This is a genomic window from Stenotrophomonas sp. YJH_SMC_25, assembly GCF_059369595.1.
In genome coordinates this window covers 137,893-158,219 of the sequence record NZ_JCAFSV010000004.1, presented here as the reverse complement: position 1 = coordinate 158,219, position 20,327 = coordinate 137,893, and the positions used below count along the sequence as shown (strand labels likewise).

Here is a 20,327-nt window from a genome sequence, read left to right as displayed (position 1 = left end):
GCGTTCAAACCCATCGACGAGGGAGAGCAGGATGCAGGGCGAAGCGCGCGGTACCTTTGAAGTGAACCTGCTGCCGATCAGTGGCAACGACGGCCCGATCGGGGTGATGTCGATCGACAAGGTCTTCCATGGTGACCTGCAGGGCAGCAGTGTCGGCCAGATGCTGGCCTTCCGCAGCCCGGTGCAGGGCTCGGCCGGCTACGTGGCGATGGAGCGGGTGACGGCCACGCTGGCCGGGCGCCACGGTGGGTTCACCCTGCAGCACAACGGCTTGATGACCCGTGGCACGCCGCAGCTGAGCGTGGTGGTGGTACCCGATTCCGGCAGCGACGGGCTGCTCGGCCTGGCCGGCACGCTGGAGATCACCATCAGCGAGGGCCGCCATGACTACCGGTTGCTCTACAGCCTTCCGGAAGAACCCTAGCGGAGTTCCGCTGCCATCGTCGCGAGCCGGGCGACGGTGTTGAGGTTGCGCGCCGTGCCCTGTGCCGCGCCGGGAATGCGCAGGCGCGAGTCGGCCATGCCGGCGCCGTAGTGGATGAAGATCTCGCGCGTGCCGAGTGCGAGCTGTTCGTCGCGCCGGCCGGTCACGCCGTCCAGCGGGTCGGCGGGCAGGCTGCCGTCGAGGAACAGGGCGACCACACGGTTGCCGGCCGCCTGCGCAAACGGATTGCGTGCCACCACGCCGGCAATCTCGTTGGCCGAGCGCACCAGCACGCCCACCGGCTTGCCGGCATAGGCCTGGAGCCGCTGGCCGAGGGCCTGGCGCACGCCTGTTTCGTCGAGCGAGCTGCGCAACACCACGTTGCCGCTGGCGATGTACGTGCGGACATCGGCGAAGCCTGCGTCCTCACACATCGCCACCAGTTCGCGCATCGGCAGCTTGCCGGTGCCGCCGACGTTGACCGCGCGCAGCAAGGCGACGTGGACGTTCATGGCGTCCCCGCCTGCAGGCGGTCATACATGCGTACCAGGTCAACCAGGGTGCGCGCGCCCATCTTGCGCATCACCTGCGCGCGGCGCACCTTCACCGTGATCTCGCTCACCCCGAGGTCGCCGGCGATCTGCTTGTTGAGCCGGCCGCGTACCACGCCATCGACCACCTCGCGCTCGCCGGCGTTGAGGGTGTCCCAGCGCAGTTGCAGCGCGCCGAGTGCCTCGCCGTCGCGGCGGCGCTGGCGGTCGATCTCGATGCCCTTGTGGATGGCATCGAGCAGCTCCTGGTCACGGAAGGGCTTGGTCAGGAACTCGATGGCACCGTCCTTGATCGCGTTGACGCCCATCGCGATGTCGCCGTGGCCGGTGATGAATACCACCGGCAGCTGCAGGCCGAGGCTGCCCATCGTGCGATGGAACTCCAGCCCACTCTGGCCGGGCATGCGCACGTCCAGCACCAGGCACGCTGGCGCGTCTTCCAGGTCGTGTTCGAGGAAGGCCTGGGTGGAGGTGAAGGCCCGCACCTGCAGGCCCATCGAGGCCAGCAGGTCTTCCAGTGCGGCGCGCACCGACGGGTCGTCGTCGACCACGTAGACGATGGGCGCTGGATCGATGGCTGGGGCAGCGGGCTTACGCATGTTGAACGTCCGAGGCAATGGGCAGGTCGAACACGAAGCAGGCACCGCCGCCTGCTGGTCGTTCGGCGCGGATCTGGCCGTCATTGGCTTCGATCATCGAACGGCTCAGGCTGAGGCCCAGGCCGAGCCCATGTGATTTGGTGGTCCAGAATGCATCGAATACTCGCTCGGGATGATCGGCGGGCAGGCCGACACCACGGTCGCGCACGCTGAGACTGACCCGCTGACCGTCACGCCGGGTCAGCAGCGACAGTCGCCGGTCCGCAGCAGGGACTGGCTCCATCGCGTCCACCGCATTGAGGATCAGGTTGCCGATCACCTGCTGCACCTGCACGCGGTCGGCGTGTACCGGCGGCAGGTCGGCGTCCAGCAGCAGCGCCACCGCCACGCCGTGCTGGTCCAGCTCGCTGCGCGACAGCGCCAGCATTTCCTCCACCGCCTGATTCAGGTCGAAGGCGCGTCGTTCCGGTGCCGCGCCCTGGGTCAGGCCGCGGATGCGGGCGATCACGTCACCGGCGCGGTGCGCGTCGGCCAGGATGCGGGCCACGGTCTGCCGGGCCTTGTCCACGTTCGGAGGGTCCTGTGCCAGCCAGCGCTGGCAGGCTTCGGCGCTGCTGGCGATGGCGGCCAGTGGCTGGTTGACTTCATGGGCGATGGAGGTGGTGAGCTCGCCTACGGTGGAGGCGCGTGCCACCCTGAGCAGGCGGCCCTGCGCTTCCTGCACGGCGGCCTTGGCCGCTTCCATGTTCAGGGCGAGATAGGTGGTGATGCCGATCACCAGCATGCCGATGACCGAATTGACCAGGCCGATGCGGTAGGTGCCGAAGCGGGTCAGGAAGAAGCTCAGTCCTGTCAGGGCGATGCAGGCGATGGCCAGGGTGATGAGCCCGCGCGCGCTCAGCACGCGCGACGCCGCGAGGATGACCGCTGCGTAGAAGCAGGCCGCAGCGACGGCGTAATCGGTGACGGTGTCGATCAGGAAGATCGCCGCCATCACGACGATCAGGGCCAGCAGCACCAGCGGGCGACGGGGCGACAGCGATGGCATCGGGACGGCTCCCTGACGTGGGGTGAAAGGATAGCAAAGCCGCCATCGGCAGATGCCGATCTTGGTCGGCAGGCTCTTGTGCTGTGGGTGCCGACCGTTGGTCGGCACAAGCCAGAACGATGCCTGGTAGTGCCGGCCGCTGGCCGGCAACTGCACGGTGTTGCCGGAGCTCATGAGGTTGCCGGCCAGCGGCCGGACTACCGCAGGGATGGACACGGTCTCTGAAGGTTCTGTGCCGACCAACGGTCGGCACCCACCAAAGCGATGCACGGTGCGTCCGGGGATCATGGGGTTGCCGGCCAGCGGCCGGCACTACTCCTCCAGGCTGGCGTTCCAGAACCCCTGCAGCACGCCGGGCGTGGTCGCCAGCGTCGCCAGTACCGCATCCAGTTCGCCGGCATCCACCGTGGTGGCATACAGCACCGCTTCGATCTCCACGTCGCGCTCGCCGAACGGGCGCTGGTCCACCGCGCGTACCGGGTACTGCGCCTGCTCAAGCAGCAGCAACAGCTGGTCCAGCACCTCGGCCTGCTGCTCGCGCTGGCAGACCACGTTGATCGCATAGGTCGCCTCGCTGAACGCTTCCGGCAGCGGCTGCCGCTGGATGCGGTTCACCACCGGCCGCAACAGGGTGTTGGCGGCCAGCACAAACACCGCAGCCAACACCGCCTCGGGCAGCAGCTTGATGCCGGCACAGGCGCCCACCGCCGCCGATCCCCACAGGGTGGCGGCGGTGTTCAGGCCGGACACCTGCGCACCGTCCTTCATGATCGCGCCGGCGCCGAGGAAGCCGACGCCGGAGATCACATAGGCCACCACATGCAGCGGCGAGGGTGGTCCGCCATACAGGTCATGGAAGCGCACGGCCAGGTCGACGAACACCGCCGCGCCCACCGCCACCAGCGTATTGGTACGCAGGCCGGCGGTGCGTTGGCGCAGCTGCCGTTCCAGGCCGATGGCCGTGCCCAGCACGAACGCCACCGACAGGCTGATCAGCGAACTCAGGGTTGCGCCGGCGTTGAACGCCGGCAGGTTCGGATTGATGTCCATTGTGATTCTCCCTGGACAAGGCGGCGGGCGCTTACTGCCAGCCGTAACGACGGATGTAGAACCGCTTCAGCGCAGTGGTCAGCACCGCATAGCCGAACAGGATCGCCACCAGGAACGGCCAGTAGCCGGCCGGCAGCGCCTGCAGCTTGAAGTAGCCGGCCAGCGGGCTCATCGGCAGGGCCACGCCAATGGCCATGATCAGGCCGGTCATCAGCAGCAGTGGAGGCGCGGCGATGCTCTGCAGGAACGGCAGCTTCGGCGTACGGATCATGTGCACGATCAGGGTCTGGGTGAGCAGGCCGACCACGAACCAGCCGGACTGGAACAGGCCCTGGTCGGCCGGCGTGCGCGCATCGAACACGTACCACATCAGCGCGAAACAGGTCAGGTCGAAGATCGAGCTGATCGGCCCGAAGAACACCATGAAGCGGCCGATGTCCGCCGGGTTCCACTTCAGTGGCTTGCGCACCAGCTCCTCGTCCACGTTGTCGAACGGGATGGCGATCTGCGAGATGTCGTACAGCAGATTCTGCACCAGCAGCTGCAGCGGCAGCATCGGCAGGAACGGCAGGAAGGCCGAGGCCACCAGCACCGAGAACACATTGCCGAAGTTGGAACTGGCGGTCATGCGGATGTATTTCAGCATGTTGTTGAACGTGCGCCGGCCCTGGATGACGCCTTCTTCCAGCACCATCAGGTTCTTTTCCAGCAGGATGATGTCGGCCGCCTCCTTGGCGATGTCCACCGCGCTGTCCACGCTGATGCCGATGTCGGCTGCGCGCAGCGCCGGTGCATCGTTGATGCCGTCGCCGAGGAAGCCGACCACCTTGCCCTGCGCACGCAGCTCGCGTACCAGCCGCTCCTTGTGCAGCGGCGTCAGCCGGGCAAACACGCGATGGTGGTGCAGCGCCCGCGACAGCGCGCCGTCGTCCATGCGCTCGATCTGCGGGCCGGTCAGGATGGTGTCCGCGTCCAGCCCCACCTGTGCGCAGACACGGGCGGTCACCAGTTCGTTGTCGCCAGTGAAGACCTTGACCTCGACACCGTGTGCGGTCAGCGCCTGCAGCGCCTGCGCAGCGGACTCCTTCGGCGGGTCCAGGAAGGCCACGTAGCCGACCAGGGTCAGCCCGCACTCGTCCGCTTGCGAGTAGGCGCTCTGACTGGCCGCGGTCTCCTTCATCGCCACCGCCACCACGCGCAGGCCCTGCTCGTTCAGTTCCTCGGTGGTCTGCCGCACGCGGGCCAGGCGGTGCTCGTCCAGTGGCATGTCCTGGCCGTTCTCGCGAACGGTGCTGCACACCGCCAGCATCTCTTCCACCGCGCCCTTGCAGATCAGCTCATGGTGGTCCTCGCGCTCGGACACCACCACCGACATGCGGCGGCGCTCGAAATCGAACGGGATCTCATCCACCTTGTGGTAGTCCTGCGACAGCCGCAGCGAACTCTGCAGCTCCACGTGCTCCAGCACCGCGCGATCCAGGAGGTTGATCAGCCCGGTCTGGAAGTGGCTGTTGAGGTAAGCGAACTTCAGCACGTCTTCCGAATCGTGGCCGAACACATCGGTGTGACGCTCCAGTGCGATCCTATCCTGGGTGAGGGTGCCGGTCTTGTCGGTGCACAGCACTTCCATGGCGCCGAAGTTCTGGATCGCATCCAGGCGCTTGACGATCACCTTGCGCCGCGACAGCAGCACCGCACCCTTGGCCAGGGTGGAGGTGACGATCATCGGCAGCATCTCCGGCGTCAGGCCCACCGCCACCGACAGCGCGAACAGAAACGCCTCGGTCCAGTCACCCTTGGTCCAGCCGTTGATCAGCAGCACGAACGGCACCATCACCAGCGCGAAGCGGATCAGCAGCCAGCTGACACTGTTGACGCCGGCCTGGAATGCGGTCGGCGCACGGTCGGTGGCGGCGCTGCGCTGGGCCAACGTGCCGAAGTAGGTGCGGTTGCCGGTGGCCAGCACCACGGCGGTGGCCGTTCCGGACACCACATTGGTGCCCATGAACAGCAGGTTGTGCTGTTCCAGCAGGCCGGCCAGGCCGTCGCCCGGGTGCGCGAACTTCTCTACCGGCAGCGATTCGCCGGTCATCGCGGCCTGGGCGACGAACAGGTCCTTGGCGGTCAGCACGCGGCAATCGGCCGGAATCATGTCGCCTGCCGACAGCACGATGTGGTCGCCGGGCACCAGCTCACGGATCGGCAGGTCCAGCAGGCGCGCCGGACGGCGGCTGTGCAGGTGCGCACCGAAGTACTGGTCAGCCACATCGGCGGCTTCGGTACCCGGATTGCGGCGCAGCACGCGTGCGGTATTACCGACCAGTGCCTTCAGTCGTTCGGCGGCACGGTTCGAACGCCCCTCCTGCACGAAGCGGATCAGCGTGGACAGCAGCACCATCGCACCGATCACCACGGTGGCCTTGATGTCCTCGGTCAGCCAGGACACCGCCGCCAGCACGGTCAGCAGCAGATTGAACGGATTGCGGTAGCACTGCCACAGGTGCCGCCACCACGGCAGCGGCTTTTCGTGATCCACCTCGTTGGGGCCAAGCGTGGCCAGCCGTTCCTCGGCCTCATGCGGGCTGAGGCCGTCGGCGTGCGATTCCAGCGTGGCCAGCAGCTCGGCTTCCTCCTGCTGGGCGAGGGTGACCAGGCCGGTGGTAAGCGCGAACGGCGCAGCTTCGGCGCTGCCCGGGCCGAATCCAGCTTCGGGCATCGCACGGCGGCGGAACAGGTTGCCTGCGCGACGGCTGCGCAGGAAGGCATTGAACCAGGCGTTGAGCAGGCTCATGGGACTCTCCTCGAATGTCAGAGCCGGCCGCGGCCGGAACACGAACGGAACGGTTGGAACAGGTCAGGCGTGGCGCATCGCCAGCACCGCCGGCGACCACGGCTGCATGTGCAGGCGCTGGCTGCCGCCGATGCACAGCGGCTTCATGGCATCGCGCAGGGGGTAGGGCAGATGACGCAGCACGGTGATGCGCTCGCTGATCGGCAGCAGCGACAGCGCATCGGCCACCACGCGCGGCGAACCGAGCGACAGCGAACGGGCGAACATCACGGGGCCGTGTTGCAACAGTTGGCTGCGCAGGCCGGCAACATCGCGCTCGCCGATCAGGCGGCGCAGGGTGATGTAGAGGATCTTGTAGGACATGGGGGCGATCTCCAGGCAAGCGGCGCCTGGCGGTCCCCCGTCACTCAGGCAGGCAGGGACCGGCGGGCAGGCGCCAGGAACAGGCGGATTGCGGGCATCGGGGGCGCGGTGCGCCCGGCAGGGTCGGGGTCCATCTGCGTCTCCAGGAGGGGAGGGTGCCGGCCAGGATTGCCCTGGCCAATGGCGCTATTGTCCGCCCCTGAATGGGGCTGGCCTAGAGGCTCGTGGGTTAGCTGGGCTATACCTTGGTATTGCCGGGTGGTGTGACTGGCACCTGATACCCGGCCCCGTAGAGTCGACTGTGAATCGACTATCGCGCGCAGCGCGGGCCTCGAAGCAGTGTCGCCAACTGCAGTCGACTCACAGTCGACGCTACTACCTCGCACGGTGGGATGCCGGCCAGCGGCCGGCACTACCCACCTGTTCAGAAGCGGTCGGCAAAGGCATCTGTCGCGCGCACGAGCGCATCGACCGTGGCCGGCTCGTTGGCGCTGTGGCCGGAGGTCACCATCTCCAGGCGCGCTTCCGGCCACGCCTTGGCCAGGTCCCACGCGCTGCGCGGCGGACAGATGATGTCGTAGCGTCCCTGCACGATCACGCCGGGCAGGTGGCGGATGCGATCAATGTTGCGCAGCAGCTGGTCCGGTTCCAGGAAGATGCCGTTGCGGAAGTAGTGCGCTTCGATGCGGGCCTTGGCCAGCGTATCCAGCGGATCATCGGTGGATTGCGCATCCACGTCGTGCTGCAGGGTGGCGGCGTTGTCTTCCCAGCCCAGCCAGGCCTGCGCGGCTTCGACGCGGGTTGCCTCATCCGGGCCATCCATGCGCGTCCAGTAGGCCGCAATCATGTCGCCACGTTCGGCGTGCGGAATATAGGCCTGATAGCGGTCCCAGCGCTCCGGGAAGATCCAGCGCGCACCCCCATCGGCCTCGGCGAACCAGCGGTTCTCCATTTCGCGGCCGAGGAACACGCCACGCACGATCAGGCCGGTGGCGCGCTCGGGATGCGCCTGCGCGTAGGCCAGTGACAGGGTCGAACCCCAGGAGCCGCCATAGACCAGCCAGCGTTCGATGCCCAGATGCTCACGCACCTTCTCGATATCGGCCACCAGGTCCTGCGTAGTGTTGTCGCGCAGCTCGCCGAACGGCGTGGAACGGCCGCTGCCGCGCTGGTCGATCAACACGATGCGGTAGCGCGTCGGGTCGAAGAAGCGGCGATGGGTCGGCGAGATACCGGCGCCCGGGCCGCCGTGCAGGTACACCACCGGAATGCCCTCGGGCGTGCCGCACTCTTCTACATGTAGCGTGTGCAGATCGCTCACCTTCAGGGTGAACTCGCGGTAGGGTTCGATGGCGGGGTACAGGGTGCGCATGGCGGGCATCTCACAAGCAGGGTGGCCAGCATAGCGCCGCCACCTGCGGCTTGCAGCGGTGGCCTCCTGCGCGGCGCTGGAAATGCGCTGGCCGATGCGCATAAGCTTCCGCGATGCAAGCGACCACGACCGGGACGTCCACGTTCAACCTCACCCTCGGCAGCGGCGCGCGCGAGCTGCTGAAGTGGATCGCGCTGCTGGCCATGACCGGCGACCACGTGGCCAAGGTGGTCTTCGGGGGCTACGTGCCGGTGGTCAGCGAACTGGGGCGTATCGCCTTCCCGCTGTTCGCGCTGGTGATGGCCTGCAACCTGGCCCAGCCGGGCGCCGACCTGCGCAAATCGATCCGCCGGCTGGCGCTATGGGGGCTGATTGCGCAGCCATTGCACGCACTGGCGTTCGGTTCCTGGCTGCCGCTCAACATCCTGCTCACCTTCACCTTGGCAGTGGTGGCCGTGCATGCGTTTGCGAACAATCGGCCTGTGCTGCTGTTGCTGGCTGCCGGCGTGCTGCCGATGTTCGTGGACTACCAGTGGGCCGGTGTTGGCGCTGTGCTGCTGGCCTGGATCGCGTTCCGGCATCGGGCGTGGTGGCTGTTGCTGGTTGGGCTTGCAGCGGTGTGCGGGGTCAACCACAACGGCTGGGCACTGCTGGCTGTTCCGGTGGTCGTGCTGGCGACGCGGGTGCCGTGGCGACTGCCGCGCTGGCGCTGGGTGTTCTATGGGTACTACGTGGGGCATCTGGCGGTGCTGGCGGTGGTGGCGCGCGTGCTTTCGTGATCAGTGCGTGCGTGGTCGTGCCTTGTGTCGGTAGATCCACGCCAGGCGTGGATGCGTTTGGCGGATCACCATGGAACCCAGCCAGGCATGGCCTGGCTCTACAGTTTCCGGCAGATCCACGCCATGCGTGGATCCCGTTGACAGTTTGTCGCCCGGCTCAGAAGTCCATCGTCGCAGAGAGCAACACCGTCCTCGGTGCACCCAGCGCCAGGCTTGAAAGCAACGGCATGCCCCAGTACGCCTTGTTGGTCACGTTGTTCACGCTGGCGCGCAGCGCAAGCGGTCGACCCGCCACGGTGGTGCTGTAGCGCGCCCCGACATCGAACAACGTACGCCCCGGCACCGACAGACTATTGTCGGCACTGATGTACTGCTTCGACATCGCCGTGGCATTGCCGGTCAAGGTGAGGCCCTGCAAGGTCGGCACATCCCATTCCATGCCCAGCTTGGCCTGCCGCTGCGCCACGGCGGTGGCTATGCGTCCTTCATTCACGCCGCCGGCCGTGCGGGTCAGCTTCGGCTGCACATAGGCCACGCCACCGAGCAGGCGCACGCCGTCCATCGGTGCGCCGAAGAAGCCCCATTCCACCCCGCGGTTACGTTGTTCGCTACCAAGCGAGAAGATGTTCGTGATCGGATCGGTGTAGCTGCTCGGTCGCTTGATCTCGTACACGCTGAAGGTGTGCGCGAAGCTGCCCAGGTCCAGCTTCAGGCCCAGCTCCTTCTGCTTGGTGCGGAACGGTGCGAACACATCGCCGGCGTTGGCTGCGGTCATCGGCGCGGTAGCACCCTGGCTGAGGCCTTCGACGTAGTTGGTGTAGAGGGAGAGCGTGTCGGTGGCCTTCACCAGCAATGCAGCCGCAGGGGTGGTCGCGCTCTTGTCGTAGCGCGAGGTGCGCGCACTGGTAGCGACGCTGAAGGTCTCGCTGACCACCTGCTGGCGACGCACACCCAGCGTCAACTGCACGCGGTCATCGGAGAAGGACAGGGTGTTGGCGAAGCCGAGGCTGTCCAGCGTCAGCTCGGTATGCGAGATGTGCGGTGCCATGAACGGCGCGGCCGGGCCCCACACCGGGTTGTACAGATTGGTGGTCCAGTCCCAGCCGGGCACGCTGCGCCGGCCGTAGTCGTTCTGGGTGTGCTGGTAATGGGTCACATTGGCGGCCCACTGGTGGCCGACGCTGCCGGTGTGGAAGGAACCGCGCAGGCCGGCATCTCCGGACTGCTTCTTGATGTCGAAGGCGAGCTGGCCGATCACCGTGGTGAAGTCGCCAGCCGGATTGAGGATCTGCGCGCTGATCGAACCGTTGTAGCGGTAGTCGGTCTTGCTGGTGCCGTAGGCGAGGTAGGCCATCAGGCTATCGTTGATATCCAGCTCGCCGCGCAGCATCGCGCCCTTGTCCTGGCTGTCCACGTAGGCCCAGTCCGGGTTGATCAGCGTATCGCCACGCGGTGGCCGCGGAATGGCCACGCCCGGTGCGAGGCCGACGCCACGTGCCGGGCCGTCCACGCGATCGTCGGCGCTGTACAGATCCGCCGACACCCGCGCACGTTCGCCGCGCCAGTCCAGTGCCAGCGAACCGAGCTGTACCTTCTTGCTCTGCTTGCCGACTACGCCGTCACCATCACGGTAGGCACCGTTGAAGCGGATGCCGAACTGCTTGTCGGCGCCCAGACGACGGCCCATATCCACGTGGGTGCCGAACTGCGCGTCGGAGGCGAAGTTGGCACTGACCCGCAGCAGCGGTTGCTCGCTTGCGCGCTTGGGCACCAGGTTGACGCTGCCACCGACCGAGCCGCCCGGCGGCATGCCGTTGAGCAGCGCAGACGGTCCCTTCAGCACCTCGATGCGCTCGAACATTTCCGGCGAGGTGCGGTAGTAGGGCGCCATGCCGCTGAGGCCATTGAACGTGGTGTCGCTGGTGTTGGAGGCGAAGCCGCGGATCGCGTAGTTCTCACTCCAGGCACCGGTGACGCCATTGCTGAACACCGTGGGGTCGGTGGCGGCGATGACGTCGGTCAGGTCCTTGGCCTGGCGATCACGGATGAAGGACTCGGTGTAGCTGACCGTACTGAACGGCGTGTCCATGAAGTCCTTGTCACCGAGCAGGCCGACGCGGCTGCCGGCAGCCACTTGCCCGCCCGCATAGTCTGCAGTGACCCGGCGCTGTTCCTGCACCTGCACCGAGGGCAGGGTGGACGGTGCAGTGTCGGCCAGGGCGGCAAACGAGGCCAGCAGCCCTAACGCCAAGGCGGACACCCGATAACGCAGGGGCATGCCCGGCGGATGCATCAGGCCGGAGGATGCGGCCGCAGCGCGAAGCTGCGCAGAAGTGAAGTTGTAAACGGTCATGCCAGAGTCCTGTGAATCGCAGGCGCGAGCGCGCCTGGCGCGCTGCCGACGGCAAGCACGGGGGTAGGGCGCAGCGCAGGGTTGTTGGCTGGGTGGGGACCTGGCGGGAAGTGAGCCATGGGCTCGACTACGGGCAGCGTGCTGGACGCCTTCCGAATTAGTTGGGTAAGTTAAACTAAATCAATCGAAGCGGACAAGAGGGTCCCTTTACTGGCACCCTCAGCAGGGTATGGACGCGCACCGTAAGAGCAGGCACCGTATGAGCACGCACCCCGATCCAACGGCGCCGAGCCGTGGCCGCCCGCCCACCATCACCCCGGAGCGCCTGGCCGACATCGGCATCCGTCTGGGCCTGCCCAACCTGACCATGGCCAACGTGGCCGCCGAACTGGCGGTGACCCAGGCAGCGCTGTACAAGCGCGTAGCCAACTTGGAGGCGTTGAAGCGCCTGGTGGCGGAGGCGGTGTTCCAGCGCTGGCAGATTCCTCGCGCGTCGGTCGACGCACCGGGTGGGCTGGAGGCCTACCTGATGGGGTTCGTGCAGTCACTGTGCGAAGTGGTGAAGGCGCATCCCGGGCTACCGCCCTACCTGCTGCGGCGCACGGTGGCGACCGCGCCGATGCTGGAAAAGATCGCATCGCACCAGGCGCACGTGGCCGAGGTGTTCGGCCTGCCGGTGGACAAGGCGCGCTGGCTGCTGGCCACGATCGCGTTCTACTGCATCGCCGGCGCCGACACGATCTACGCGATTGCGGACGACGAGGAGGGGCAGGTGATCACCGAGTTCAAGCAGGGCATGCGGGCGTTGGTGATCGGTTCGCTGGAGGTATCGCGGCTTCGGTAGATCCACGCCATGAGTGGATGATCGTGGCCGTTCACCATGACGCCAGCCAGGCATGGCCTGGCTCTACTGGACGGATCGCGTAGTGTCGAGAATACAATGCGGCTATGCCTGCCACGCCCACTCTCGATGATCTTCGCCGCTACGCGGTGGCGCGCACCCTGTTCAAGCCGACCACGCTGCTGACCGCGATCCGGCGGCTGGGCTTCGTGCAGGCCGACCCGATCCGGGCACCCGCTCGCGCGCAGGACCTGACCCTGCGCCACCGGGTGAAGGACTACCGGGCCGGTGACCTGGAGCGCCGCTACACGCGTCTGCCGGTGGAAGAGGATTGTCTGGTGAACTACGGCTTCCTGCCGCGCGAGCATCTGGCACTGATGCACCCGCGTGTCTCCAAACGCGAGTGGGACGCCGAGACCCATCGCCGTGCGGCCGACGTGCTGGCCTTCGTGCGCGAGCGTGGCAGCGTGCACCCGCGCGAGGTTGACCAGGCGTTCGCGCATGGGCGGGTGACCAACTACTGGGGCGGCACCAGCAATGCCAGTACCCATCTGCTGGACGGCATGCACTACCGCGGCCTGCTGCGCGTGCAACGGCGCGATAGCGGTACGCGCATCTACGCGGTGGCCGATCATGCCGAGCCCGATTCCAGCGAACAGGCGCAGATCGAACGTGCTGCCGCCCTGATCGATCTGGTGGTGCGCAAGTACGCACCGCTGCCTTCGGCCAGCCTGACCTATCTGGTGCGCCTGCTGGGCTATGGCGCTCCGCACCTGGCCGAGCAGACCCGCAAGGCATTGGCACTGGCCAAGCAGCAGCTGGCCAGCTGCACGTTGGAGGGCACCACCTGGTACTGGCCGGCGGACGAAAATCCGCGCTCGCGCCGCCATGCGCCGGACGAACAGGTGCGCCTGCTGGCGCCGTTCGATCCGGTGGTGTGGGACCGCCGCCGTTTCGAGTTGCTGTGGGATTGGGTGTACAAGTTCGAGGCGTACACGCCTGCACCGAAGCGCCAGTATGGCTACTACGCACTGCCGGTGTTGTGGCACGACCAGGTGGTGGGCTGGGCCAACCTGAGCATGCGCGAAGGTGAGTTGGTGTCGAACGTGGGCTATGCCGGCAAGTCGCTGGCCCGCGACAAGGTATTTCGTGGCGCGCTGGACGACGAGCTGCAGCGCATGGCGGAGTTCCTGTAGCGCCGAGCGGCGCATGGGTACCCATCGCGCCCGGTAGCCGCCAACCTTGGTTGGCGCGGGCTCCCGCCGGTGCCCACCAAGGTGGGCATCTACCGGTCAAGCGGCGTCCTTGTGGTCCGCATCGTCCATGCCGGGGCTGACTCGCCGGCCGATGTCCTTCAGCCGCGCGAGCTGATCCACCATCGACGGTGCATCGTCCAGGCTGCCGGCGAAGGTCCACAGATAGGTCATCACCGCATAGACGTGACCGGGGGTAACGCCATCGGTGGTGGCAAGGCGGCCGATGGTCAGTGCGAACAGGGCTGCTGCCGTCGCGCCGACGGCCAGCACGGCGCCGGCTTCGCGATCGGAGAGCAGGATGCGCAGGCGTGACAGCGTGGTGTAGTGACGGCGCAAAACCGAGGGACTGACCCGGTCCACCAGTCGGATTTCCTGTTCCAGGCGGTTGTTGAGGCGCCCATGCAACTGCTCGTTGCGACGCGCGAACGACGGCAGCAGCAGGAGAGCACCGAACAGCGCGAGGAGGGCGGCACCCCCGACCAGCGGTTCAATTGCGAGCAGCATGACCGCAGCGCCAAACATGGATACCAGTGCGGTGGCGATGATCGGCACGTGCTTTTCGAAGAAGTCGACGAACTCGCGGGCCAGAACGACGCGGGCCGCCGAAGTGGAGGTCGCCTGGCCCAGGCGGCGCTGCGCCTGCACCACGCTCACTGCCAGATCGGCATAGATGCGGGTGAACGTCCGGGTATCGACCGCGCGGCGGGCGGCACCGACCAACCAGAACAGCAGCACCACGCCGGCGTAGGAGATGGCATGGCCGATGTTGCCGCTGATGATCGCGTCTACCGCGAAGCCGGCGAACAGCGGATAGGCCAGCAGCAGTGCGTTCTCCAGTGTGACCAGCGAGAACGTGCCGGTGAGCTGCCAGGGGTAGGTGCGCAGGATGGCCTTCAGGGTGGCGGCCGCATTCTGCTGGCCGATGCTGCCGGCGGCGGCCGCTGGATCATGGAGGTGTTTCATGGAATGCCTGGGTGGGTCTGGGGTAGAGTCGACTGTTGGTCGACTGCTCTTTGCGAACTGCTGGAAGAACCCGCGCTTGCGCGCGCAAGTCGACTGACAGTCGACGCCACCCAGGCAGTTCCGGCATTTCGGGCTTTCCAGGGCAGCGATGGCCCTCAACGACGCGCGTGCACCGGCCAGCGGATCTCGAACGCGCTACCACCGCGTTCGGTCGCCCTGCATCGCGCCGTTCCGTGATGGGCCACGGCAATCGCGCGCACCACCGCCAGGCCAAGCCCGGAACCACCACTCTGCCGCGAGCGCGAGACATCGGTGCGCTGGAAGGCTTCGAAAATGCTGTCGCGAAGGTCGTCCGGCACACCGGGACCACCATCCTCAACGGTCACGGTGCAATGGCCTTCGGCCAGCGTGACGCGAACCCGCAGTGGGCAGGGGATCGCATGGCGTCGTGCATTCTCCAGCAGCGCCAGCACCGCCTGGCGGATGCGTGCCGGATCGCAGTCGGCAAGCGACGGCCGTGCATCCAATGTCACCGAGAATCCACTCTCGGTCAGCGCCTCGGACATCGCTTCGACCACCGCCGCCACCTGCACGCTGACATCGCTGCGCTGCAGGCGCAGATCCAGGTGACCGCTTTCGGCAAGGCTCACCACGCGCAGGTCTTCGATGATGCGGGTCAGGCCCTCCAGCTGGGTGAGCATGCTGTTGAACTGCTCCGGCCCGGGCTCGAACACGCCTTCGGCGATGCCCTGCAGGCGGCCGCGCAGGATGGTCATCGGCGTGCGCAGTTCGTGCGCGATCGCTGCATTCCAGAACACGCGGTTCTCGGACATCCGGCTGAGCCGCTCGGCCATGGAGTTGAAGTCGCTGACCAGTGTGGCGGCCTCGGCCATCGAGGTGTCGCCGCCGCGCGCACGTGCCTCAAGATCACCGCTGGCGACGCGACGCAGGCTTTCGGCCACCGAGTTCAACGGAGTGATGATGCGCCGGGTCAGACGCGAGGCGATCAACGTGGCCAGTGCCACCACCACGGTGGCGGTCAGGCCGATCCACAGCCACTCCAGCCCTGACGGCATGATGGTCTCCGGCTCGTCATACCAGCGTGGATAGAACACCTCCATGAGGTAATAGAACAGGTAGAAGCCGCTGATCGACAGTACGGTCGAGCACAGCGATGCGACCGTGATGGACAGCGTGATCTGGCGCCCGATGCTCTTGCCTTTGCGGTTCATCGGTTCAGTCCAGGAAGCGGTAGCCGACACCGCGGATGGTGGCGGGAATGCCGATGATGCCGACGTCCTCCAGCTTGCGGCGCAGCTTGCTGACGTGGCTGTCCACGGTGCGCTCCTGCGCATCGCCTTCCGGCAGGCAGGTCTGGAGAAGATCCAGCCGGCTGTGCACCATGCGCGGTGCGCGCGCCATGTGCACCAGCAGACGGAACTCGGTGAGTGTGAAATTCAAAGCGTGCACATGGTCATCGGTGCGCACGGTGACCTCATGGCTGCGCAGGTCGATCTCGAACGGGCCCTGCCGGATCAGCCCGTTGGGTTCTTCTGCCATGGGCTTCGCGCTACGGCGCAGCACCGCCTGGATGCGGGCGACGATCTCGGCCGGATTGAACGGCTTGGCCACATAGTCGTCGGCGCCGACGCGCAGGCCAGTGAGCTTGTCCACGTCCTGGTCCAGTGCGGTGAGCATGATCACCGGGGTTTTGCCGCGCCGGCGCAGCTCACTCAGGACCTGCCAGCCATCCAACTTCGGCATCTGCACGTCCAGCAGCACCAGGTCGGGGCGCAGCTGGCGGTGGCTGGCGAGGGCGGCTTCGCCATCGGCGGCGCGGGCGCTGCGCAACCCGGAGCGGGCCAGGTAGGCGCCGAGAATGTCAGCAATTTCGCCTTCATCCTCGGCAATCAGCACCAGGGGCGCCTGGCGCGTGCGTGCATCGGTCTTCATTGAACGCTGCAGTTTCAAGTACGAGATGGGGAGTGCTGGCGGCGGTGTCATCGTGGCCGTTCCAGGGTCTGTGCTTCTTCGTGGGCGGCCCAGGCGAGGGTGGCCAGCACCAGCGTGTGCTGCAGGGCGGGCGCCAGCGTTGCGGTCCCGCGCAGGTGCTGTGCGAGCAGGGCCGATACGGCCGCAGGCAGCTTGCTCCACCGTGATTGCATGCCCGTTGCGTCCACCCGGTCCTGCAAGCGGCGGGCCATGCGGACCAGGGCCCGCAGGCGCCGGGCAAGCAACGCAGCCACCAGGACCGCCGCTATCCCTGCAGGCATGAGACTCAGTCCAGCGCTGGAGGCGGACCAGGCCGCGAAGCCGATCAGCACCAGTGACGCCAGGGTGCCCGTGCGCGCCGAATGGGCGGGGCCTTCGCTGCGGAAGCACACAAGCGCGGCGGCACCGGCGCCCGCGAGCAGGGGCGGCGCCGGGTTCGCGCTGGCAAGCATCCAGGCGCTGGTCGACGCCATTACCAGTGCAAGCAGCCACGGCGAAGGCGCGCACCAGGCGAGGTAGGCGCGGCGGACATCGATGGGAGGCAGGTCAGGAAACGGGAGGGACACGGCGGGAACGCAGTCGGCGAGGCCGACAAGGCTAGGGGCCGTTGATGGAGACTTGGTCGAGATTGTGTCGAGATTTCATGGACGCGATCCGTGCCGTTCAGGAGCGGACGCCGTGCCTGAACGGATGTGCGGCCTCCATGCAATCTCCACAGTGGCTCCAAGAAACATCCACCACCACCTCCCAGACTGCGGCTTCTGCGGTCACATCCGGTGGCTGCGTGCATGCGAGCCTTCCGATGAACAACCGCAGGACCTGGATCATTGCCGCAATCGTTGCGCTTCTTGCAGGCGGCACCGGCTGGTGGCTGTTCGCCGAAAGTGATGATGCCGCGCTGATCACGGCCCCGGCAAGGGTGGCGGACCTGGAAAGGACCGTGCAGGCCGTTGGCCGGGTCAACCCCAAGGAACTGGTGGCGGTGGGTGCGCAGGTATCGGGCCAGGTCAAGCGCCTGCATGTGGTGTTGGGCCAGCGTGTGCACGCTGGTGATCTGATTGCCGAAGTGGATTCGCAGCCGCAGCGCATCGCCCTGCGCAGCGCCGAAGCGGCTGCCAATGCGCTGCGTGCCCAGCATGCCGCCAGCCTGGCGCGCTACGCCCAGGCCATCCGCGTGCATGAGCGCCAGTCGCAGCTGGTGGCGTCTCGGCTGGTCTCGCAGGAAGGTTTCGAGTCCGCGCGGGTGGCGCGCGAAGCGGCGCGCTCTGACGTCGCAGCGCTGCAGGCCCAGATCGAGCAGGCGCTGACCCAGGTGGAAACGGCGCGGATCAACCTGGGCTACACCCGCATCGTCTCACCTTCCGATGGCTACATCGTGGCCATCGTCACCAAGGCCGGGCAGACGCTGAACTCGATGCAGACCACGCCGACCATCGTAATGCTGGCACAGATGGACACGATGACGGTTCGCACCGAGATCGCGGAGGCCGACGTGGAGCTGATCGCGCCTGGCCAACCCCTGTGGTTCTCTACGCTGGGGCCGGGCGGACGCCGCTACGAATCGCATCTGCAGCAGCTTGAACCTGCGCCATCGTCGATTGCCGATGTGGCCACCGGCAACACGGGTGGATCGGCGCAGACGCCGAAGGCGGTGTACTACGCCGGGCTGTTTGACGTACCCAATCCAGGCCTGAAACTGAAGCCGTCGATGACGGTGAAGGTGACGATCCAGCTGGCGCGCGCCGCCAACGCGCTGCAGGTGCCGTTGACAGCAGTGTCCGAGAGCGATGACAAGGCGGGCAACCGCGCGACTGTACAGGTGATCGACGCCAAGGGCCGTGCCCGCGAGCGCGCGGTGACGACCGGCCTGCGCACAGCTACTGCGGTGCAGATCCTGTCCGGCCTCAAGGCAGGCGAGAACGTGGTGGTCGGGCAGGCGCCCAGTGGCGCGGAAGCCGAGCCCACCAGCCTGCTGGGGATGTGAGCATGGCCGACGCGCTGCTGGAACTGCATGGCGTATCGCGCGCCTACCGCTCGGCCGCCGGCGAGGTGGTGGTGTTGAAGGACGTGTCGCTGCGCATCGCGGCGGGCGAGTTCATCGCCATCATCGGCCCGTCCGGTTCGGGAAAATCCACGCTGATGAACATCCTGGGCTGCCTGGACCGGCCAACCGAAGGCAGCTACCGCGTGCACGGCGCCGCAACCGAGCAGATGTCGCCCGATGAACTGGCGCACCTGCGTCGCGATCATTTCGGCTTCATCTTCCAGCGCTACAACCTGATGGAGAACCTGAGCGCCACCGAGAACGTGGCCTTGCCCGCCGTCTATGCCGGGGTGGAGGCCGATGCGCGCACCACGCGTGCCCGCCTGCTGCTGGAAACGCTTGGCCTGGGCGAGCGCACCACGAACCGGCCCAGCCAGCTGTCCGGCGGCCAGCAGCACCGCGTTTCCATTGCGCGTTCGCTGATGAACGGCGGCGCCATCGTGCTGGCCGACGAGCCGACCGGCGCGCTGGATCATGCCAGCGGCAGTCAGGTGATGGTCGAACTCAAGCGCCTGCATGCGCAGGGCCATACCGTGATCCTGGTGACCCATGATGCGGCGATTGCCGCGCACGCTTCACGCGTGATCGAGATCGCGGACGGCCGGGTCGTATCCGACCGTGGTACGGGTGATCCTGCGGTTGCACGCAAGGCCGTCGCGCCCGAGCGCAGCACGGAACCGGGCGCCGAGCGCCGCGCGCGCCTGGATGCGACCAGGGAAGCGGCACGGATGGCGGTACGTTCGATGCTGGCCCATCGCCTGCGCACCTTGCTGACCATGCTGGGCATCATCATCGGCGTGGCTGCGGTGGTGACCGTGGTCGCGTTGGGCAAGGGCGCACAGGCGCAGGTCGAGTCACAGATCAACGAACTGGGTGCCAGTACGCTGGAGATCTTCCCGGGTGCGGATTTCGGCGACCCGCGCTCGGCCGAGATCGAAACGCTGGTCGTGGACGATGCCGATCACCTGGCCGCATTGAGTTACGTAGACAGCGTAAGCCCCAACCTGAGCAGCTCGGTGGCCGCTCTGCAGGGCAACCGGCGCGCCAACACACAGGTGCTTGGCGTGGGCGCTGATCTACCCCGTGTGCGCGGGCTGCGCCTGAAGGCGGGCCGGTTCTTCACCGATGCCGAGGTGGAGGCGCATCGCGCGGTGGCCGTGCTCGACCAGAAGGCGGCCAAAGCACTGTTCAACGGCAATCCGATCGGCGGCACGGTACTGCTGGGCGGCATGCCGGTGGACGTGATCGGGGTGGTGGGTGCCAGTGCATTCGCAGGCGGCGCGACGCCCACGGTCTACGTGCCTTACACCTCGGCGGCCTCGCGCCTGCTTGGCAGCCAGCGGCTGGAGAGCATCACCGTACGCGTGCGCGATGACGTACCAACCCGTGCAGCTGAAGCCTCGCTGGGCGCAGAGCTGCAGCGGCTGCATGGGCGCCGCGATTTCTTCATCTACAACTCGGACCAGATCCGCAAGGCGGTGATGAAGTCCAGCCAGACCATGGCGGCGCTGGTCTCGGCGATTGCGGCGGTGGCGCTGGTGGTCGGAGGCGTGGGCGTGATGAACATAATGCTGGTGTCGGTGAAGGAGCGCGTGCGCGAGATCGGTGTGCGGCTGGCAGTGGGGGCCCGGCAGGGCGACATCCTGCGCCAGTTCCTGATCGAGGCCGTGCTGATCTGCCTGTTCGGTGGGGTGCTGGGCGTGTTGTCCGCGTTGGGCGTGGGGGCCTTGTCCAGTCTGCTGTCACTGGGCGTGCCGTTCCTGTTCACGCCTGGGCCGGTGCTCGCCGCGCTGGCATGTTCGTCTGCAATCGGGCTGGGTTTCGGCTACTTCCCGGCCCGCAATGCCGCGCAGCTGGACCCGATCCAAGCATTGGCGGCGGAGTAGGCTCGCCTGCTATGG

At 67.0% G+C, this 20,327-nt stretch carries 18 protein-coding genes; 6 read left to right on the top strand and 12 right to left on the bottom strand.

All coding sequences use genetic code 11. The features are described 5' to 3' along the window. Positions 1 to 31: 31 nt before the first annotated feature. A complete protein-coding gene (locus AC5P7E_RS07295; protein WP_005409813.1) occupies positions 32 to 424 on the top strand; it encodes a DUF3224 domain-containing protein in 393 nt (130 codons plus the stop codon). Here AC5P7E_RS07295 and AC5P7E_RS07290 read toward each other — a convergent pair. The 7 genes from AC5P7E_RS07290 to pip all read right to left on the bottom strand — a co-directional run bounded on the left by AC5P7E_RS07290 (position 421) and on the right by pip (position 8,198). Then, complete coding sequence (locus tag AC5P7E_RS07290) at positions 421 to 936, bottom strand: DUF1697 domain-containing protein (protein ID WP_012480383.1); 516 nt, start codon at positions 934 to 936, stop codon at positions 421 to 423. The two genes, AC5P7E_RS07295 and AC5P7E_RS07290, sit on opposite strands and share 4 nt — an antisense overlap. After that, positions 933 to 1,574 (bottom strand): response regulator transcription factor, encoded by a 642-nt coding sequence (locus tag AC5P7E_RS07285; RefSeq protein WP_012480382.1) that lies wholly within the window; start codon positions 1,572 to 1,574, stop codon positions 933 to 935. The genes AC5P7E_RS07290 and AC5P7E_RS07285 overlap by 4 nt, the downstream gene beginning before the upstream one ends. After that, complete coding sequence (locus AC5P7E_RS07280) at positions 1,567 to 2,622, bottom strand: sensor histidine kinase (protein ID WP_012480381.1); 1,056 nt, start codon at positions 2,620 to 2,622, stop codon at positions 1,567 to 1,569. Before AC5P7E_RS07280 ends, AC5P7E_RS07285 begins: the two co-directional genes overlap by 8 nt. 312 nt (positions 2,623 to 2,934) lie before the next feature. Then, the gene (locus AC5P7E_RS07275) at positions 2,935 to 3,672 is read right to left on the bottom strand and encodes an MgtC/SapB family protein (protein WP_049448085.1); all 738 of its coding nucleotides are present in this window, start codon (positions 3,670 to 3,672) and stop codon (positions 2,935 to 2,937) included. A 31-nt stretch (positions 3,673 to 3,703) separates the two neighbouring features. Beyond that, positions 3,704 to 6,463: a magnesium-translocating P-type ATPase gene (mgtA, locus tag AC5P7E_RS07270; protein ID WP_099498295.1), complete on the bottom strand. Its 2,760-nt coding sequence runs from the start codon at positions 6,461 to 6,463 to the stop codon at positions 3,704 to 3,706. A 63-nt stretch (positions 6,464 to 6,526) separates the two neighbouring features. Then, complete coding sequence (locus AC5P7E_RS07265; RefSeq protein ID WP_005409807.1) at positions 6,527 to 6,826, bottom strand: hypothetical protein; 300 nt, start codon at positions 6,824 to 6,826, stop codon at positions 6,527 to 6,529. Between the two features lie 424 nt (positions 6,827 to 7,250). After that, on the bottom strand, positions 7,251 to 8,198 hold the full coding sequence (pip, locus tag AC5P7E_RS07260) for a prolyl aminopeptidase (RefSeq protein WP_043033599.1): 948 nt from the start codon (positions 8,196 to 8,198) through the stop codon (positions 7,251 to 7,253). A 113-nt stretch (positions 8,199 to 8,311) separates the two neighbouring features. On the opposite strand from pip, the gene AC5P7E_RS07255 reads away from it, so the two are divergent. Further along, complete coding sequence (locus AC5P7E_RS07255; RefSeq protein ID WP_005409805.1) at positions 8,312 to 8,977, top strand: TraX family protein; 666 nt, start codon at positions 8,312 to 8,314, stop codon at positions 8,975 to 8,977. A gap of 157 nt (positions 8,978 to 9,134) precedes the next feature. Here the strand turns inward: AC5P7E_RS07255 and AC5P7E_RS07250 are convergent, their stop codons facing one another. After that, positions 9,135 to 11,330 carry a TonB-dependent receptor gene (locus AC5P7E_RS07250; protein ID WP_114618353.1) on the bottom strand — a complete coding sequence of 732 codons (2,196 nt, stop codon included), beginning with the start codon at positions 11,328 to 11,330 and terminating at the stop codon, positions 9,135 to 9,137. A 259-nt stretch (positions 11,331 to 11,589) separates the two neighbouring features. On the opposite strand from AC5P7E_RS07250, the gene AC5P7E_RS07245 reads away from it, so the two are divergent. Both AC5P7E_RS07245 and AC5P7E_RS07240 read left to right on the top strand, forming a co-directional pair. Beyond that, positions 11,590 to 12,174, top strand: coding sequence for a TetR/AcrR family transcriptional regulator (locus tag AC5P7E_RS07245; protein WP_044570285.1), 585 nt, complete (start codon positions 11,590 to 11,592; stop codon positions 12,172 to 12,174). Positions 12,175 to 12,278: 104 nt separating this feature from the next. After that, a complete protein-coding gene (locus AC5P7E_RS07240; RefSeq protein WP_049450921.1) occupies positions 12,279 to 13,367 on the top strand; it encodes a DNA glycosylase AlkZ-like family protein in 1,089 nt (362 codons plus the stop codon). A gap of 96 nt (positions 13,368 to 13,463) precedes the next feature. Here the strand turns inward: AC5P7E_RS07240 and AC5P7E_RS07235 are convergent, their stop codons facing one another. The 4 genes from AC5P7E_RS07235 to AC5P7E_RS07220 all read right to left on the bottom strand — a co-directional run bounded on the left by AC5P7E_RS07235 (position 13,464) and on the right by AC5P7E_RS07220 (position 16,855). Further along, the gene (locus AC5P7E_RS07235; protein WP_099481569.1) at positions 13,464 to 14,390 is read right to left on the bottom strand and encodes an ABC transporter six-transmembrane domain-containing protein; all 927 of its coding nucleotides are present in this window, start codon (positions 14,388 to 14,390) and stop codon (positions 13,464 to 13,466) included. 155 nt (positions 14,391 to 14,545) lie between these two features. Beyond that, entirely contained in the window at positions 14,546 to 15,622 is a 1,077-nt protein-coding gene (locus AC5P7E_RS07230) for an ATP-binding protein (protein ID WP_005413562.1), read from the bottom strand. 4 nt (positions 15,623 to 15,626) lie between these two features. Continuing rightward, a complete protein-coding gene (locus tag AC5P7E_RS07225) occupies positions 15,627 to 16,343 on the bottom strand; it encodes a response regulator (RefSeq protein ID WP_197588747.1) in 717 nt (238 codons plus the stop codon). 47 nt (positions 16,344 to 16,390) lie between these two features. Beyond that, positions 16,391 to 16,855 carry a hypothetical protein gene (locus AC5P7E_RS07220; protein ID WP_111197009.1) on the bottom strand — a complete coding sequence of 155 codons (465 nt, stop codon included), beginning with the start codon at positions 16,853 to 16,855 and terminating at the stop codon, positions 16,391 to 16,393. Positions 16,856 to 17,184: 329 nt separating this feature from the next. Here AC5P7E_RS07220 and AC5P7E_RS07215 point away from each other — a divergent pair, with 329 nt between their 5' ends. Beyond that, a complete protein-coding gene (locus AC5P7E_RS07215; protein WP_043033373.1) occupies positions 17,185 to 18,366 on the top strand; it encodes an efflux RND transporter periplasmic adaptor subunit in 1,182 nt (393 codons plus the stop codon). Positions 18,367 to 18,368: 2 nt separating this feature from the next. Continuing rightward, positions 18,369 to 20,312, top strand: a complete 1,944-nt coding sequence (locus tag AC5P7E_RS07210) for a MacB family efflux pump subunit (protein ID WP_114618355.1) — start codon at positions 18,369 to 18,371, stop codon at positions 20,310 to 20,312. The last annotated feature ends 15 nt before the right edge of the window (positions 20,313 to 20,327 follow it).